General features: G+C 66.1%; 13 protein-coding genes and 1 CRISPR repeat array. Of the genes, 1 reads left to right on the top strand and 12 read right to left on the bottom strand.

Going from position 1 to position 16,229, the window contains the following annotated elements; translation table 11 throughout:
* Nucleotides 1-46 precede the first annotated feature (46 nt).
* Nucleotides 47-1,466: a CRISPR direct-repeat array (repeat unit 30 nt; unit sequence CTTTCGATGCCTCTGAGGTGCGATTGAGGC).
* Nucleotides 1,467-1,677: 211 nt separating this feature from the next.
* The 11 genes from cas2 to AAFU51_06095 form a co-directional block, all read right to left on the bottom strand.
* On the bottom strand, nucleotides 1,678-1,941 hold the full coding sequence (cas2, locus tag AAFU51_06045; protein MEO1570811.1) for a CRISPR-associated endonuclease Cas2: 264 nt from the start codon (nucleotides 1,939-1,941) through the stop codon (nucleotides 1,678-1,680).
* Nucleotides 1,942-1,960: 19 nt separating this feature from the next.
* Nucleotides 1,961-3,037 carry a type I-B CRISPR-associated endonuclease Cas1b gene (gene cas1b, locus AAFU51_06050; protein MEO1570812.1) on the bottom strand — a complete coding sequence of 359 codons (1,077 nt, stop codon included), beginning with the start codon at nucleotides 3,035-3,037 and terminating at the stop codon, nucleotides 1,961-1,963.
* Between the two features lie 72 nt (nucleotides 3,038-3,109).
* Nucleotides 3,110-3,652, bottom strand: coding sequence for a Dna2/Cas4 domain-containing protein (locus tag AAFU51_06055; GenBank protein ID MEO1570813.1), 543 nt, complete (start codon nucleotides 3,650-3,652; stop codon nucleotides 3,110-3,112).
* Nucleotides 3,649-4,713, bottom strand: coding sequence for a CRISPR-associated protein Cas7 (locus AAFU51_06060; GenBank protein ID MEO1570814.1), 1,065 nt, complete (start codon nucleotides 4,711-4,713; stop codon nucleotides 3,649-3,651). The genes AAFU51_06055 and AAFU51_06060 overlap by 4 nt, the downstream gene beginning before the upstream one ends.
* 71 nt (nucleotides 4,714-4,784) lie before the next feature.
* Nucleotides 4,785-6,227 carry a hypothetical protein gene (locus AAFU51_06065; protein MEO1570815.1) on the bottom strand — a complete coding sequence of 481 codons (1,443 nt, stop codon included), beginning with the start codon at nucleotides 6,225-6,227 and terminating at the stop codon, nucleotides 4,785-4,787.
* Between the two features lie 8 nt (nucleotides 6,228-6,235).
* Nucleotides 6,236-8,521, bottom strand: coding sequence for a CRISPR-associated helicase Cas3' (gene cas3, locus AAFU51_06070; protein MEO1570816.1), 2,286 nt, complete (start codon nucleotides 8,519-8,521; stop codon nucleotides 6,236-6,238).
* Entirely contained in the window at nucleotides 8,518-9,141 is a 624-nt protein-coding gene (locus AAFU51_06075; protein MEO1570817.1) for a hypothetical protein, read from the bottom strand. The genes cas3 and AAFU51_06075 overlap by 4 nt, the downstream gene beginning before the upstream one ends.
* 11 nt (nucleotides 9,142-9,152) lie before the next feature.
* Nucleotides 9,153-9,818, bottom strand: coding sequence for a CRISPR-associated endoribonuclease Cas6 (locus AAFU51_06080; GenBank protein ID MEO1570818.1), 666 nt, complete (start codon nucleotides 9,816-9,818; stop codon nucleotides 9,153-9,155).
* A gap of 414 nt (nucleotides 9,819-10,232) precedes the next feature.
* Nucleotides 10,233-11,231 (bottom strand): WYL domain-containing protein, encoded by a 999-nt coding sequence (locus AAFU51_06085; GenBank protein ID MEO1570819.1) that lies wholly within the window; start codon nucleotides 11,229-11,231, stop codon nucleotides 10,233-10,235.
* Between the two features lie 101 nt (nucleotides 11,232-11,332).
* On the bottom strand, nucleotides 11,333-11,710 hold the full coding sequence (locus tag AAFU51_06090) for a hypothetical protein (GenBank protein ID MEO1570820.1): 378 nt from the start codon (nucleotides 11,708-11,710) through the stop codon (nucleotides 11,333-11,335).
* A 334-nt stretch (nucleotides 11,711-12,044) separates the two neighbouring features.
* Nucleotides 12,045-13,658: an O-antigen ligase family protein gene (locus AAFU51_06095; protein MEO1570821.1), complete on the bottom strand. Its 1,614-nt coding sequence runs from the start codon at nucleotides 13,656-13,658 to the stop codon at nucleotides 12,045-12,047.
* Between the two features lie 621 nt (nucleotides 13,659-14,279).
* Between AAFU51_06095 and AAFU51_06100 the strand changes: the two genes are divergently transcribed.
* Nucleotides 14,280-14,786 carry a dienelactone hydrolase family protein gene (locus tag AAFU51_06100; protein MEO1570822.1) on the top strand — a complete coding sequence of 169 codons (507 nt, stop codon included), beginning with the start codon at nucleotides 14,280-14,282 and terminating at the stop codon, nucleotides 14,784-14,786.
* Nucleotides 14,787-15,087: 301 nt separating this feature from the next.
* Here AAFU51_06100 and AAFU51_06105 read toward each other — a convergent pair whose 3' ends face one another.
* Nucleotides 15,088-16,173: an EamA family transporter gene (locus tag AAFU51_06105; GenBank protein ID MEO1570823.1), complete on the bottom strand. Its 1,086-nt coding sequence runs from the start codon at nucleotides 16,171-16,173 to the stop codon at nucleotides 15,088-15,090.
* Nucleotides 16,174-16,229 lie beyond the last annotated feature (56 nt).

Genomic DNA, 16,229 nt, shown 5'->3' on the forward strand with positions numbered 1-16,229 from the left:
CGATTGAGGCAAGTCGTCTATATCCAACCCGGCACTCGTGGAAAAACTTTCGATGCCTCTGAGGTGCGATTGAGGCCCGAGGTAGCGGTTCACAATGCGGAGCGGCCTACCGTCTTTCGATGCCTCTGAGGTGCGATTGAGGCCAGACTCCGAAGAAGGAGAAGCCGAGTGTGCAGATCTTTCGATGCCTCTGAGGTGCGATTGAGGCCCTGCGCGGCCTGGATAAACGCACGGGTGGCGGCAACTTTCGATGCCTCTGAGGTGCGATTGAGGCTATTCGTCTACAGCGGCGCCGAACAACTGCTCGTCCTTTCGATGCCTCTGAGGTGCGATTGAGGCTTGCCGGTATTGTCGCCGAAGTCGCGGAACTGATGCACTTTCGATGCCTCTGAGGTGCGATTGAGGCTCAAAGGGAGCCGGGTCGTAGTCCTCACCCCGCATGCTTTCGATGCCTCTGAGGTGCGATTGAGGCCGGTATGCGAGGACCGCCACAAACCAGTCCTCGTCACTTTCGATGCCTCTGAGGTGCGATTGAGGCAGTCCGAGGTTAGGCCCCGCCCCCTCGCGTGTCTACCTTTCGATGCCTCTGAGGTGCGATTGAGGCCCCCTCCACGCTGCACACGCACACGCAGCACAGCCCTTTCGATGCCTCTGAGGTGCGATTGAGGCTCATCGCCACCGGCAAGCCGCCTGGTGCCACGTACATCTTTCGATGCCTCTGAGGTGCGATTGAGGCTTGCGCTGGTGCGTCGTGACCTGAACGACACAGCCCCCTTTCGATGCCTCTGAGGTGCGATTGAGGCCACCCGATTCGGCCCGGCGACCGCCTCTTGATGTACACTTTCGATGCCTCTGAGGTGCGATTGAGGCTGCGAAGCGAATGGCCTGGTTGGCAGCGTCGAAGGTCTTTCGATGCCTCTGAGGTGCGATTGAGGCCGGTCTGCTCGATGCGGTCGTGACCCAGCATGCTCCTTTCGATGCCTCTGAGGTGCGATTGAGGCCTTCTGTTGGAGTTCGTCCTCGAACTCGATGTAAACCTTTCGATGCCTCTGAGGTGCGATTGAGGCTGCTCATTGCGTGCTGACCTCTGCTTAGACGAAGGACTTTCGATGCCTCTGAGGTGCGATTGAGGCGCCGAGCGGGTCCCACACGCGCGTCAAGGACCGCGACTTTCGATGCCTCTGAGGTGCGATTGAGGCCGTCAGCGGCGATGTCGCACAGGGGCACATGGCGGGCGCTTTCGATGCCTCTGAGGTGCGATTGAGGCCGTGTCGGCAGTGACAACGATGGTGCCGAGCGTGTCCTTTCGATGCCTCTGAGGTGCGATTGAGGCACAACCGAAGTTCATGTTTGCCCTTGAGGATGACGACTTTCGATGCCTCTGAGGTGCGATTGAGGCTGTCCGCGAAGAACTCTACCTCGTCAGCAGGCGCCTCCTTTCGATGCCTCTGAGGTGCGATTGAGGCCCAGCCAATGAGGCCGGAAAATACGCTTACACTACGTCAAAGAGCCATCGGGTGCCGTCGCGCCTCGCAGCCGAGGGCGTCGCCCCCCAGTCGCGCAGTCTACCCCTTCAGACGACGCGCTGCAATTCGCTCCCCATTGACCCGACGCGTCGTTCGGAGTGCGCGGCTCCCCCACAGACGCCCCCGCATCATGGAGGACGACGCGGCCCCCTCACAGAATCGGCCCGCGCTCGCCGTGCTCGGTGCCCAGCACCCGCCGCTCCATGTAGGCGGTCGTGCGCAGCTCGAACAGGATGACCGAGTCGCCCGCCTCGAGCAGCGCCCGGGCCTCGGCCTCGAGCTCCGCCGCCTGGGCCTTGGTCAGCTCCCCCTCGAACACGCTGTTCTGGATCCAGGTGAGGTACCGCCGGAAGAGCTTGAGCGCTTTCGCGACCCGGTCCGAGCCGATGTCGTAGACCGCGATGTAGTAGGGCATGGCCGTGTCTGGGTCGTGTTCACCACCAGGCTCGGAAGCCGACATAGGGGTCGGCGGGATCCGTGAGGTGGCGGACGAGGCGGTAGGCGTCGAGCCGGATGAGGCGCTCGTACGACACGTGCCGCCCCAGCCGCCGATGCCGCACGGTCCGCCGGAGCCGCTCGTCCCAGGCCTCCACGAACCGACGTCGGCCCGTCTCCGTGAGGTAGGTCCCGCCGAGGCGTCCCTCGAAGTGGCTAGGCTGGAGCCGCCCCGTCTTCAGCAACCGCAGAATCGCCCGGTCCACCAGCAGCGGCTTGAACACCTCAGCCAGGTCCAAGGCCAGGCTGTAGCGCCGGTCGCCCGGCTCGTGCAGGTATGAGATCGTCGGGTCGAGGGCCGTCCGGTAGAGCGCCTTCAGGCAGGCCGCGTAGCAGAGCGCGTTTCCGAACGAGATGGCGGCATTCAGGGCGTTCGAGGGAGGGCGCCGCTGCCGCCCGTCGAAGGGGAAGACCTCGGCCAGCCTGGGACCGAGCATCGCGGGCCACGCGCGGTAGTAGGCGTCCCGGGCGCGTCCTTCCACCGCCATCAGCTCCGGGATCGCAGCCTCCTCCGGCACCCGCGCTGCCTCCCGCTCGACGACCGCGAGCGCGTGCCGGACCGGGGCCTCGTCCCCGACCCGCCTGGCGTGGTAGCGCAGCACGCGCCGGATGTTGTACAGCCCTGCCCCGACGAAAGCCCGGGCCAGCCGCAGCCGTCGCGCCGGACGCAGGTAGTGCTCCGCCTGGGCGACCGTCAGCCGCCCCGAGAGCAGGTACTCGCGCGGGTAGAGCGTCGCTGCGTAGTTCCCGTAGTAGTCGTAGACGTGGACCGGGATGCGCTGCTGCGCCAGGAACACGACCAGCTTGGCGTTGAGGTCGATCTCCCCGAAGCAGTGTAGCGCGTCGACGGCCTCCACGGGCAGCACCGCCTTCTCGCCGGTGAGCGTGCCCGACGGGGCGCCCGTATCGTCCAGTGCCACGCCCGGGACCCGGTCTTCGGTGGCCTTTTCCAGCCAGAGCGTGTTCTGGCGACGACGCAGCCGTCCGTTGGAAAAGAGGTAGTGGTCGCGAGGCATAGCAGAAGGGGCAGGAGGGCGGCGTCGGCCAGCATAGGCCGCCCAGCCCGCGCAACCGGCCACCCCTGGCCGCTACCCGTAGCACAGTGCCTCGAAGGCACACCGCCGGCAGAACGACCGCCGCGGATGCCGCTCGGGCGGTACGTCCTGCCGCGCGCACGCCGCGAGCGCCGACACGACCTCGGCGAGGTGCCCCTCGTGCTCAAGCTCCAGCGCAACGGGTTCCGTGCGCCGCAGCGCCGGGTAGTCGAGTTGGCCGCGCAGCGGACGCCCGCCCGGCCCGGTGACGCCGGCGAGCCTCAGCACCCATAGGTAGAACCGCACCTGCCACACGTGCGCATCCTCACACGAGCGGCCCTTCTTGGTCTCGTGGAGCACACCCGCCCGCAAGTCGACGCCGTCCAGCTTGGCTACGAGCGGTGTCCCGTCGGGGGCTGTGGCCTCGATGAGGGCCGGGCGCCGCCGTCGGCGGTAGCTCGTGCGGTCGAGCAGCCGCCCCAGCGCGACGGCCTCGCTCTCCTGCTCCATCCACAGCCCGCGCATCGAGTACCACGCCTTGCGCGGACACACCCGCCAGTACCCCACCAGCATCCCGCCGATGCGAGGAGCTGTCATGCTGCCCCGTAGTCGTACGCCCGCAGCCGCCGTTCGATTTCGGCTTGTGCCCTGTCCATCGCATTCACGTCGGCCTCGACCTCGGGCATGACGCCGCGTGCTACGGGTGTGACGAAGAGCGAATTGTCCCCCACAGAATCAAACTGGACCTGCGCAGAAGGCCTGCGCAACGCGGCTTCACCTAGGTCTGCTCGAATAGCCACAGCGATCTTGTCGGCCCGGTCTGCCAACGCAACGGCGAGCGGCGGCATCGGGCTGAACGTCCGTGACTGGTTGCTCGTGATGGTCCAGTGAAGCAGCGCATAGGCGAGAGCCGGAATGATCTGCTCTTGCATCTCGCTTGGCGCGACGAGCGTGGTCCCGACTTCGTCCCAGCCCTCTCCCTTGAGCTTCTCGATGGTGCTCGAGTCGAGTTCCGGGTCTTCGTCGGCCATACTGACGGAGAAGAGCCGCCGTAGGTCGACGGCCACGTCGTAGACGAACAGGCCGTGTGCTCGTTTCTGAGGAGCGAGGAAGTTGAGGCGACGGAGCGTCTGGTTGTTGTCGCTCAAGAACGCGTCCAGGTCTTCGTCAGAGACCGGATTGCCTTTCGGGTCACGGACAATCACCTTGTTCGTGGCAGGGTTACTATCCCGCCGGTCAAAGGTCAGGGCTTCCTCCGTGTCGACGGAAGCTAGCGTCGGGTGAAGTGGGCGGAAGGCCGACACGGAGATCGGCGCTCGGCGCCGGATGGGCCGTCCGCCCTTGTCGTCGCCCGAGCGCTTCTCGGCCCGCATCCATCCACCGATGAGTTGGTCAGGGTAGGCGGGGTCACACGCAGAGTGAGGCTCACGATCCTTGAGTGAACCTTTGTCGAGAACCTTGTAGAACGTGACCGGAGCACGCTCCTGACCGAGTTCGTCGGCGAACGTGTCGAGAAGGGACCGCTTGACCTGCTGACCGCTGGAGTAGGCCTGCGGGCGGCCGGTGATCGGGTCACGGTACGTCTTTTGTCCGTCGGCGACGGCAAACACGGTATGGTTGACCTGCCGGAGGCCGCGGAGATAGAGCGTGTGGCGCATGATAAAGGGCGAGAGTGGGTGCAAAAGAATGCGAGTGGGTGCGGGAGCGATGGGCTACCCATGTCGAGGACTCAAGCCACTTCCGCGGCACGGCCACGGAGGAGGGCGAGTTGAAAGCGGAGGAGGACGAGGAAGAGCCGGAACCGCTCGTAGTCGAGGTCGAGTGTGTCCTGGACGAGACCGTCGAGTGCGTCAAGAGTCCCAGCCACCTGCTCGTCGGTCAGGTTGGACTTCGAGGTTTCCTGGGCGTCCTCTGCCATCTGCGCCAGGCCGTCGATGAACTCCTGGATGGACGTCGATTTAAGCACGCCCTCGACGGACTTGCTGAGGTTCGTCTTGCCTCCGATAGCTCCGCTTTCGAAGGCGAGAAACCGCTCGGCGGTGTCACGGGCGCGGTCGTAGAGGGCGGTCTGTTTGTCTCCGAGCATAGCGTAGATCCAGGATTGGTAGAGAAGAGGCGTCTGAGCGTCAGCAGGACCGATAGGCTTAGGCTGGCGGTTTTTCCCGCCGGGAAGGAAGTCGCGGAGCTTGCGCGGCTGAAGGGCGCTCAAGCCGATGGTGCCTTCGGCGCAGGCCCACACGAAGCCGCGCCCCGCGTCGTAGACCGCGTCGAGGTCGTCGGTCTTGGCGAGGCCGTCGGCAGCGCTGCCAAACAGGTCACGGTAGAACCCACGCAACGTCCGGTAGCCCCTGCGAACTTGCTCAGTCGCGCCGAGATAAAGCGTCACGAAGCCGACTGTCGTATTGGTCTGGCCCGTGCTGTAGACATAGGCCGATACTCGATCGTCGTCAACGCCGTGGCCGAGCGCGAATAGGAGCCGCGCCCATGGAACGGTGTTGAGTTGCGACGGCGTTTTCTTTGCATTGACTACGTCGGGGACCGTCGTCACGAAGAGCGTCGGCTCGTCCGGGTCGTAGCGCGGCGAGAACCGATGGCGCAGCCATTGTCCGTTCCACGTTTCGAGCTGATTGGACCGCATCGTGCCTCCGCTCTTGCTCAGGATGCGCCGGTAGTGCTCCCACCCTTCGAGCACGGCGTCGAGCACGGCATCATGGTCGATGAGGAGGACGAGGCCGCCCGAGACGCCCGCTCCGGCAGCGGCCCCGATCCACGAGAGATAGACCTCGTCAGCGTCGGCGGCATGGTCGATGCCAGTGACTTGGCCGGAGGTAGTGCCGTCGGTGCCACGCGCGTAGCCGCCAAGCACGAGATGTGATTGGGGTTCTGTAGTCTCGGCAGCTACCTCGTGGAAGTCGGCGAGAGCAGCGGCGCGAAGCCGAGCGCGCTCGGCCTCGTCCCACACGCGTCCCTCGCGCTCGGCCGCCGCCCTGTGCTTCTTCCGGTTGTTGACCAACTGGCCGAACTTTGAGTTGCCAGCAGGCATGAGGTAATCATCGTCGTCAAAGACGAGCCGGTGGAATTCCTCAACGAAGAACTCGGCGGGCGTCCGGTCGCGGCCATCGCGGGCGTTAGCGCGATCCAGCAGGCGGCGGCCAATGAGAGGCGTGTACATCGCAGGTGTTAGTGAATGCGACTGGCAGTTTCCTGGTAGAGGTCGGCAGGCTCGACCTGGCGTTCAGGCCGGAGGCCGTAGACCTCGTCGTACTGGTCGTCGGGGACGACGATGGGCCACGCTCCACGCTCAGTGCGCCGCCAACCGCGATCCCGGGCAACGCGACTGAGCGACTCGGGGGCTGGAATTTCTAGGCGGGTACGCTCAGCAGGCGAGGTCCGGCGGTCCTCGTAGACCGGGGCGTCGGAGGCGCGGAGGGCCGTCTCCGACTCGATCTGAAGCGCCTTGACGATCACCGAACGCGGTCGGTGCTGGAGTGCCTTCAGCCGGTACGTCAGGTCGTCGCGGTGGGCGAAGTGCTCCTCGATGTTCTCCGCGCTCACGCTTGGGTAGACATTCGAGATGAGGTCTTGCAGGTCACGCTCGTGGAGCGAGCCTTCTCGGAGCGCGGCGTAGCTCCGCTGGACAACGTCCAGGTCGTAGGGCAGCGCGTCCCGACTCTTCTCTGGCGGTGCGACCACGACGACAGGCTTGCGCGGATCGCCTGAACCGTCTGGAGACTGGCGGGCGTGCCGGTTGACGCGCCCAAACCGCTGGATGAGCGCGTCAAGCGGTGCGGCGTCAGTGATAAGGATGTCGAAAGACACGTCAAGACTGACCTCGACCACCTGGGTCGCCGAGACGACACACGGGCCGGGACCATCAGCCATAGCTCGTAGGTCCGCCTCCAAGCGTGCGCGGTCCATCCGGCGATAGCGACTGTGGAGGAGCAGCCGCGAAATGAGCGGGAATGCGTCGCTGACCCACTCGAACCGCTCCTGCGCGCGGGCCACCCGGTTCGAGACGACAAGCACGCGCTGTCCTGCTCGAACAGCCTCGGCAATCCGCATCCGCGCGGCTTCCTCTCCGTCCACCTTCTCCACCGTGTGCCGGTCGTAGCGGTCGAGTTCAGAGTCGGTCAGGCGAACTTCAGAAACCGCCTCTGACCCTCCAAGGACATCCACGATCACGTCGCTTAGTGCTTTGGGGATCGTGGCCGTGCCAACGTGGACGCGACACTCAAGCGAAGCTGCGACGCGAACGAGCCGTTCAACCATCGAAAGGGCCAAGGGGCCGTAGGTGTGGACCTCGTCGAGAATCACGTCCTGGCCACGGAGATCAAGCGCGACGGCCTCGTGCCCTGCCGTCCCGAATACGACGGCTGCAAGCTGATGCGGCGTGAGTACTTTGACAGCGGCACCGGGGAGCCGTTGGAGTTGTACATCTTCCTCGCTGTCGCCCACGTCACTGCCAATACCTGACGCCGCGTGTAGGCGGCGAACGTCGGCGGTCTCGCCAACGTCGGTGCGAACACGATCGGCCATCGCATTGATCGAGGCCTGAAACGGGAGCGTGTAGAACACCCGTCCCCGGCACCGCCGGAAGAGAAAGTTGGTCTTGCCTGCCCCCGTGGGTGCGACGACGAGCGTGTGCGGGCGCGTATCTTCGGCCTCGGCATGCCGGAGTGAGAGCGGGTAGTCCTCCGACGGCGCGTAGCGGCCCTCCGGCCCATATACGTCTGCGGCCTTCGGGTCGCCAAACAGCCCAGCTACGTTCTCGGCCGCGTCGTGGGCGAAGGCCGATCCGAAGTGGTCGGCCGCCATCAAAAGCCCTCGCCAGTCAGAGCGCTTCTTGCCGAGGCCGCGGACGATCTCGTACGCCTCAAAGAATGCAGCCTCAGCTTGGTCCAGGGAGACCTCACCCACCTCGACGCCGAACGCCTCCGCGACTTCTGCGGCAGCGGGTGCCCACAGGTCCCAGTCTTGAAGATGCCGCTCAACGGCGAGGTCTGGGTCAGGATAGCCGCCAGGCTCCATCAAGTCGAGAAACCCACGACCGCTCACATCATCGACGACGGACTTATGGTGACCAACGACCATCTCGATGAGTGTCCGCCAGTTGTCGGCTGGGAATAGCGGGAGGAAGCCGAGCGACGAGAGTTCGTGGCGGTGTGGGAACGTGTTTGGGTTGTCACGGTGGCGGATCTCGCGCTCGACGGCTTCTTTCCACGGCGCGCCGTCGAGGCGGGCCGCGAACGCGACCGGGTCACGCTGCTTTGTCTTCGCCAGGAGCATCGCCTGCGTGGCTGGGTGTCCTTTGCCGAGGTCGTGGAGTATGGCCCCGAGGCGGGCGAGGCGGCTGTCGAAGTCCCATGCCTCGGCGAACCGCTCAGCGCAGGCAACAACGTGCGCCGTGTGCTCATGGAGCGTGAGGCCGCCGCGCTCGGGGCTTTTGGCGAGAAGGACGGCGCTCATCGGCCCGACCGGTCGGAGCCGCCGGCCGTCCCGACGGTGACGAGCCGCCCGCGCATCATCTCGCCCGTGTAGCGGCTGATGCCGAGCGGGATCGTACCTGGCCCTTTCCCCTCGATCAACTCGAACCCTTCGATGCGTTCGAAGTCCTCAGGCGTCATCTCGTGAACGAGCGGGCGTGTATCGGCTCGCACCGATTCAAGGACGGCTTTGTGGCCCTCCTTCTCTCGGTACCGGACGCGGACCGGCACGACTAGGTCTTCATTCCGGCATAGGCAGAGGTGGTCGGTCGCAGCAATCTCGGCATCCTCCGCCGTTGGGAAGGCAAGGTGGAGCCGAGGTCTGAGCATGACGCCCCGGATAAGGATCCCCGTCTGGCGCGTCATCGTCATGGCTCGCCGGTTGGTAGTCCAGCCAGCGGCCTGAACTTGCTCCTGCTGACGGTCGATGCCTGCGTGCGAGAGGCGGTGCCGGAGGATTCCTGAAACGCCAAGCTTGATCTCCATTCCCCTCACCGTGCTGGGGGAGAGAAATGGCTGGCTGAACGTCTCGCCGTCGCGGACTGCAGTCCACGGCTTGATGAAGCCAAAGGGTCCCTCATAGGAAACGACGTAGTAGGTCATGGTTGTAGCGCTTAGCGAAGAGCACCGAGGCCCGATCCTGTGAGTTCGCCTGCCCCAACCAGCCACGCGAAGCGAACAACCTCTGGAGTCCCTTCTACGACCACCGGGCAGACGCTCGTCTTGTAGGTCACGCCCTTCAAGGTGACCACCTTGGACTTGGCACCGGACCACGCCCGGTCGAAGCGCACCCGAACCTGGTCCGTCCCTGCGTCGAGTCCCGCTGCAACGAGCTTTCTCTGGAGGGTACGGGTGAGGGTCGCGTCGGCGTCGGCGTCTTCGAACGTGAGGTGATCGCGTCCGCCGTCATCACGGTTGCGTCGGGTCAGCACGGCCCCGTCAACCAGAAACCGATGCGACGCACCGAATTCAGGCGACTCCGCAAGCTGCACCTCGGTCACACGCATACCGCAGGTCACGTCGGGGGCATCGAGCACTCCGCCCAGAAGCCGCTTGCCCAGCGCAGTATCGACAAACGATACGGTCCAGGTCGTACCCTTTGGAAAGTCTAAGCGGCCTTGACGGACTCTACCGTTTCGGAGCCAGCCGAAGCTGTAGAGGCTCAACCCGTCGTGGACATCATTTTTCCCAACCCAAGTGTGGAGCGCCCCCGTCAGTCGATTCAGGTGATCGAACGGAACCGGCTCGGTGTTCGGAGAGAGTCGGAGATGTAGACGCATGGAACTCAGAAAAGACCAAGTTATACCGAGGGTAGTTGTATCAGTAAAAATACACTAGAAGATCAGGCCAATGGTTCCCCTCGGATGGTTCTATCAAAGGCTCTATCATGACTTCCTGTTGGGGGAGTTTGACAAAACGCTGGTACGTTGTAGTGCCGCTCCAGAGCTAGTCATGGCGCACGTGAGCCACCTCGTAGCTATGGGCTTGATCCCAGAGGCGTGGGCTGAAGATTTATCACTATCGTGTGACATTGGCGTGGCAGACGGCTTAGAGAAACTCATCCCAGTCAATCCTAACTGATCTGTCGCTCTGGTCCTAGCGCTTTCAATCGCTCCTAACCAAATACTCTAGGCATCGAAACAGGGTAGATGTTTCAGTGCGGGAAACTCAATCGCACCCTCTGGGCATCGCGCTTAACCATCCTGTCCCTCGCCATACTGCGCCGCCGCCGCCCGGTGCGCTGCCGCCACCTCTTCCACTAACTCGGGCGGCGCGAGCACCCGCACCTTCGGCCCCCACGAGCACACCCAACTCACCACCGACGGCAGCCCCTCCACCTCGAACGACACCGTGAGGCTGCCGTCGGCGTGCTCGGCCTCGACCAGTTGTGTTGCTGAGTAGGTCTTCCTCTCGAAGTACGGCGCGGCCTCGGCCGATACGCGAAGCCGCACCTCGTGGACCGTGTCGCCGGCGAGGGCACCGAACCGGTCGCGCCCGTAGGTGGCCAGGTCGAAGTCCCCAGGCGGCTGGAAGGTCTCGCCCTCCACCAGCGCCACGTCCCGGAAGCCCGCCAGCGCGAAGTCGCGGTAGGTGCCCACGCCCGGGTCGTAGGCCACGAGGCACCACGTCCCGCTGCGGACCAGGAAGCCCAGCGGGTGCAGCCGCCGCCCCTCGCTGAGCGCGGCGCGCGAGGCCGTGTAGTAGGCCACCTCGACCGGTCGCGTGTTGCGTACGGCCTTCAGCAGCGCGCCGAAGCACCCCGGGTCAAACGGAGGTGGCCCGCTGCTCCCGTCGAAGCGCCACCGCGCCGCCTCGTCCTGCGGCTCGAAGGTGAACGCCTCAGCCAGCCACGCCCGCTCCAGCCGCTGCTGAGCTTGGGCAAGCGGTGAGGCAAACGGTGTCGGTGCCAACAGGTCACGCGCGGCGAGGATCGCCACGGTCAGCGCCTCCACCTCCCGCTCGGGCAGATCCACCGCGGTCGAGAGCGGCCGATGTTCGGGCTTGAGCCGGTAGCGCTTGAAGCCGTCGGCGTCCGTCACGACCGCCACCATCCCGTCGTGCTCCATCGCACGGAGGTGCCGCCGCGCCGAGCGCTCGGAGCAACCGACGCGGTCGGCCGCCTCGCCCTGGGTCGGCGTGACACCAGAGGCGAGGTAGGCGAGCAGGGCGGGGCGCAGGTCGGACGTGTTCATGCCCCGAACATACCGCCCTCAGGCTACACCGCTGGCCAAGTGTGGCCGGTGCTGGTAGGAGGACACCTCGGAGCTCGCACCGGCGACGCTCGTAGGTCTGGCTACGAGGCCACGGCCCGGCTGCGCCGCGTCGCGCGGAAGTGGCGCACCGCGGCGACGATCAGCCCGACGCAGAGCAGCGCCGTCACCGCCTGGGCCGCGAACGCGATCGGAAGGGCGATCTCGCCGCCCAGTAGGGCCGGGATGACGCGCCCGAGGCTCCCGAGCGCCCCGAGGAGCGCGACTACGGCCACGCCGTGCATGGCGTGCTTGGCGGCACCCGGCCGCGCCTGCGCCAGCGCTGCGAGCCCGCCCAGGAAGACGCCGAGGAACGTGGGAATGAGGGCCGTCACGCTGCCGGTCCCAGAGGCGACGTAGGCGGCGAGGCCAGTCGCGACGAGCAGGCCCGCAACGAGAAACGTGATACGATAGATCGACATGGTAAGACGGTTAGGTAAGGTCGTCAGAATGAAACGAAACCGGACTGCACCTCCGCTGAAAACGAGAAGAGATTGCTCTCGTCGGCGGGGGCAGCGCATGACTCCGTCCTACTCGGAACGCGCCACGGTCGACGCACGCGAGGGGGATGTTGCCGAGATTTTCTAGCAGGCCAGCTTCGCGCAGCCTACAGAGGAGACAGCAGATTTGGACACGCGTCAGGAGGTGTAGCGCATCGACCGTGCAGGTGCTCACAGGACACGCCATCCGTGGGACGCAGGCCGGTTGTAGCGATGGCGTTCGCTGGTGAGCAGAGCGAGGAATCGGGAGCGCACGTTACTCGCAGCGCGCGGCTAGACGCTCGGCTGCGGTGGCGTGCGGGTACAGTGCCGCGGCCGTCTGAGCATGGGGGCACCGCGCGGTGCCTCGCGTCCGCTGAGCGAGTCGGAGGTGCACGCGGTAGCTGCCGGGGTCCAGTTGCGCGGCTCGCTCCAGTGAGGCGCGGCTCGCATCGGCCTCGTAGAGCCGCATGGCCGCCCACTGCCCGCCGCTTCGCACGGCACCCACGCCAGCGAGGGTCACAAGCACCGCGAAGAAGGCGACGCGCAGCCATCGCGGCACGGCTATGGAGCGCGCCTGGGCCGCAGGCAGGAGTGCGCCCGCCACGGTTGCGACGAGCAGTACGGGCCACGCTAGCAGCAGGACCGCGTCGAACGCCCCGGTGACGACCACGCCCGCGCTCATCGCTAGGAGGAGCCCCGCCCCAGCCGCGTCGCGGTCGTCGGCATCGCGGTCGTCGGCTTTGCGCCGCAACGAGGTCCAGGCGGTCCACGACAGGCTCCCGGCGAAAAGGAGCCACGCGAGCACGCCAAGCAGGCCCCGCTCCGACACCAGCGCCACGGCGTCGCTGCTCGGCCAGGGGTTCGACGTCATGCCCGGCCGGCTCCCCGACATCGACGGGTCGCCTGGTGGGGCTACGCCCGGGTAGGCCACGGACCAATTGCCAGGGCCCACGCCGAGGAGCGGAGACTGCTGCACGAGCTCCAGGCTGCGCCGGTACTGCAAGAGCCGCCCCTGGCCGCTGCCTTCCTGGTAGTTCAGCATGCCCTGCGCTGACTCCAGGTAGGGCGACTCGCTGACCCAGTCGAGGGCGTTGGGAAGTGTGGTCGCAAGGATGCCTCCCACAGCGATCACAGGCACCACGAGGCCCGTCCTCATCAGCATTGACCAGCGGCGGAGGGCTGGGGCGAGCAGGACACAGAGCATGAGCACCGCCAGTACGGTCCCCGCGCCGAGCCAGGCGGCCCGCGAGCGCGTCAGCACGAGGATGCCGACCACCAGCACCAGACTGACCATGCTCAGCAGCACCGTGGACCACCGTGGCGACCGGAGCGCGGAGACGAGCAGCAGCGGTAGCCCGAACGCGGCAAGATGACCCACGAAGTTGCGGTTGCCCAGCGTACCCCCGGGCGCGCGATTCGTGGAGAAGTAGGGGCTCTCGATCCCGTAGGCCTGCGCGAGCGCGAGCACGGCGGCAAGCACCACGGCGATGGCCGCGCTACGCACCAGGGGAGGGCCGAGCCCTTCCTGGCGGAGCACGCGGGCAACCCAAAAGACCGCCGCGCCAGAGCACGTCAGCGCCAGAGCACGACCAGCCGCCCAGGGGTTCGCCGCCCAGACGGCAGACAGCGCGCTAACCCCGATCACGCCCACCAGGGCGAGGTCCGTCCACGTGACACGCAGGTGGCGGACCCGCGCAAGCGTCAGCAGCCCGGCGAGCAGCGCGGTGGCGTGCAGCACCAACTCCTTAGGCACGAAAAACCGATCGAGATCGAACGAGCGGGTCGCGGTGACGACCACCACGGCCGCGATCAGGCCCACCTGCAGCACTCTGCTCGCCAACCGAGCTGCACGGCCTGGCGTCGGGGAAGTCGGAGCAAAAAGGGACATGGGATGGGCAAGAGGTGAGACGGGGAATATCGACGCGCACGACGGTACCGCGAGAGGCGCCGCACTCTGGAGCAACACGTGAGCAGCGCCGACTAGCCTGCGCGTGTCCGCATGTCCGCGTGTCCGCTCGCCCCGATACCCGCTCGCCCGACGTATTGGGAACTGGTCTGCTCCTGCGCGGAAGCCCCTCGGCGCATACTGCCCCGCAGAAGCTTCCTGTCCTCGCCTTCGGAACACGACTGGGCCTTACGGAACACGACGAGCGGACGCATGGCGGCGTCCGTCCTGCCGCTCGTGTCGGAGGCCCGGCGACGTAGGACTCCATGCCCAGAACAAGGCGGTGCCCACAGGACGAAGCACGGCAGTGCTCGTGGCGGCTAGCGGAAGCTCATGCGTACCAGTAGCTTGCGTAGCTTGGTGGGCACCTGTACAGTGACCTTGTCTCTCGTTTGAGGGCGAAGTCTCCTGTTTGAGGGCGAAGTCTCCTGTTTGAGGGCGAAGTCTCCTGTTTGAGGGCGAAGTCTCCTGTTTGAGGGTGAAGTCTCCTGTTTGAGGGCGAAGTCTCTCGTTTGAGGGTGAGCACGCAGAGTTGTACGCTAGACACATCGAGCTGCGGGACGTATGTCAGACACGGTCACGGACTTCCGAACTCGGTTCACCGAAGCCGAAAAGACGTTCGCCAAGATCTCGTACCCGGTGTGGTCCGGGGGCAGCGGTCCCCCTGTCATTCTCATGCACGAGCTAGACGGGTTCGCCGAGCACTTCATCCGCCTCGCTTTGCGCCTGAGCGAGCAGTTCACCGTCCACGCGCCCGTCCTCTACGGACAGGTGGGGCAGGTTTTCCCAGGCAAAATCGGCGGATTGCGCGCCTCGTACTGCGTGCGGCGCGAGTTCCACCTCCTCCGCGTAGGGAAGACCAGCCCCGTCGTGGCTTGGGTCCGGGGCCTCGCCTCAGAGATCTGGGAACAGTCGCCGGGCGACCTCGGCGTTGGTGTGGTGGGTATGTGTCTGACCGGCGGCATCGTCCTGGCGACGATCGCGCACCCCGCCGTCGCGGCGGGCGTGGCAGCCCAGCCCAGCCCAGCCTACCTTTTCCCTTGGGGCGCGAGCGGGCCAAAAAGGATCTAGGGATGGACCCCGCAGCTGTCCAGGCGGCTGCGCAGCCGGACACCCCGGTGCTGGTTCTGCGGTACGGGGGCGACACGACCTGCCCAGCGGCACGGATATCGAGCATCCGCTGTCAGCTTCCGTCTGCCGAGGGGCCGCCACCGTTCCTGGAAGGCATCGACAGCCATCCGACCTTGACGGACAAGTACCGAGACGACGTGTTGCCTGCCGTTCGGGAGGGTTCCGAGCGCGCGATCATGGAGACCGTGGCCTTCCTGAGAAAACATCTGGGCTCGTGACGCAGCCACCGAGGGGCACGCGATCAGTCGGCGACTGCTGGGGCCACCCGGAGCATGGAGGCGCACCGCTCGGTCGAGGCAGGCTTTGGTGAAGCCGGAGGCTCGTAGCGCGACTCAGCGCGCGCTGGGATGGCGTCGGACGAGAGGGACGCAGAGACCGAACGGGCGTCGTCGGGGGGCGCCTCCGCTATGGACCGCTTGGCGGTGGCGCCCGGCAGCGTGATGAGCACCACGGCCAGCACCAGCACCACGATGGCGACGAGCATCAGTCCACTGACCGCCTCGTCCAACAGCGCCCAGCCGAGCACCACCGCTACGACCGGGTTGACGTAGGCGTAGGTCGCGACTTTGGCCGGGGTCACGTTCTGCAACAGCCAGACGTACGCGCCGAAGCCGATGAACGAGCCGAACACGACCAGGTAGGCCCACCCCAGAAACGACGCCTGCGTGACCGCCGCGAGGTCGAGGGCGCGCCCCTCGCCGAGGAGCAGCCCGACGAGCACGAGGCCGCCGCCGCCGCCGGCCATCTGCAGCGCCGTGGACATGAACACGTTCTTCGGCAAGTCCGCCGTCCGCGCATGGACGGAGCCAACCGACCACGAGAACGCACCCATCAGGATGACGAGCATCGGGACGAGCGGATGGTTCGCGTCGGAGAGCGTGCGTGGACCGACCAGCAGCACGATGCCGAGGCCGCCGAGCGCGAGGCCGAGCACGGTACGCCAGGTCGGGCGCACGGAACGCTTCCAGAGCCAGTCGAGCGCGACCATGAAGAGCGGCACGGTCGTGACGAGGAGCGCGGCCATGCCGGAGGTGACATATTGCTGCGCCCACGCCACGCTACCCGTGCCCAAGCCCAGCAGCATGCAGCCGATGCCCGCAGCCGCCCATCGCTGTCGCACGGGCGGCAGTGCCTCGCCGCGCAGCCGCAGCCACCCGAGCAACACCAGCCCAGCCACGGCGAAGCGCGAACCAATCATCAGCAGCGGCGGGATCGTGTCGATGGCGACGCGGATCGCGAGGTAGGTCGAGCCCCAGATGAGGTAGACCGCCGCGAACGCGGCAACGGTGCGGTAGACCAGGCGCGAGTGGTCAGAGGGGATCGGCATGGCAATCCTCGGACGTGGGAGCGGAGAGGGGCGGCGAAGTGAAACCAACGCGTGGC

This window comes from Bacteroidota bacterium (assembly GCA_039821555.1).
Classification (GTDB): Bacteria; Bacteroidota; Rhodothermia; order Rhodothermales; family Rubricoccaceae; genus JBCBEX01.

What these genes read in the sequence shown, in the direction of transcription:
- cas2 (MEO1570811.1), bottom strand. Translation starts at nt 1,941, where the DNA reads ATGCCCTACTACATCGCGGTCTACGACATCGGCTCGGACCGGGTCGCG.
- cas1b (MEO1570812.1), bottom strand. Translation starts at nt 3,037, where the DNA reads ATGCCTCGCGACCACTACCTCTTTTCCAACGGACGGCTGCGTCGTCGC.
- AAFU51_06055 (MEO1570813.1), bottom strand. Translation starts at nt 3,652, where the DNA reads ATGACAGCTCCTCGCATCGGCGGGATGCTGGTGGGGTACTGGCGGGTG.
- AAFU51_06060 (MEO1570814.1), bottom strand. Translation starts at nt 4,713, where the DNA reads ATGCGCCACACGCTCTATCTCCGCGGCCTCCGGCAGGTCAACCATACC.
- AAFU51_06065 (MEO1570815.1), bottom strand. Translation starts at nt 6,227, where the DNA reads ATGTACACGCCTCTCATTGGCCGCCGCCTGCTGGATCGCGCTAACGCC.
- cas3 (MEO1570816.1), bottom strand. Translation starts at nt 8,521, where the DNA reads ATGAGCGCCGTCCTTCTCGCCAAAAGCCCCGAGCGCGGCGGCCTCACG.
- AAFU51_06075 (MEO1570817.1), bottom strand. Translation starts at nt 9,141, where the DNA reads ATGACCTACTACGTCGTTTCCTATGAGGGACCCTTTGGCTTCATCAAG.
- AAFU51_06080 (MEO1570818.1), bottom strand. Translation starts at nt 9,818, where the DNA reads ATGCGTCTACATCTCCGACTCTCTCCGAACACCGAGCCGGTTCCGTTC.
- AAFU51_06085 (MEO1570819.1), bottom strand. Translation starts at nt 11,231, where the DNA reads ATGAACACGTCCGACCTGCGCCCCGCCCTGCTCGCCTACCTCGCCTCT.
- AAFU51_06090 (MEO1570820.1), bottom strand. Translation starts at nt 11,710, where the DNA reads ATGTCGATCTATCGTATCACGTTTCTCGTTGCGGGCCTGCTCGTCGCG.
- AAFU51_06095 (MEO1570821.1), bottom strand. Translation starts at nt 13,658, where the DNA reads ATGTCCCTTTTTGCTCCGACTTCCCCGACGCCAGGCCGTGCAGCTCGG.
- AAFU51_06100 (MEO1570822.1), top strand. Translation starts at nt 14,280, where the DNA reads ATGTCAGACACGGTCACGGACTTCCGAACTCGGTTCACCGAAGCCGAA.
- AAFU51_06105 (MEO1570823.1), bottom strand. Translation starts at nt 16,173, where the DNA reads ATGCCGATCCCCTCTGACCACTCGCGCCTGGTCTACCGCACCGTTGCC.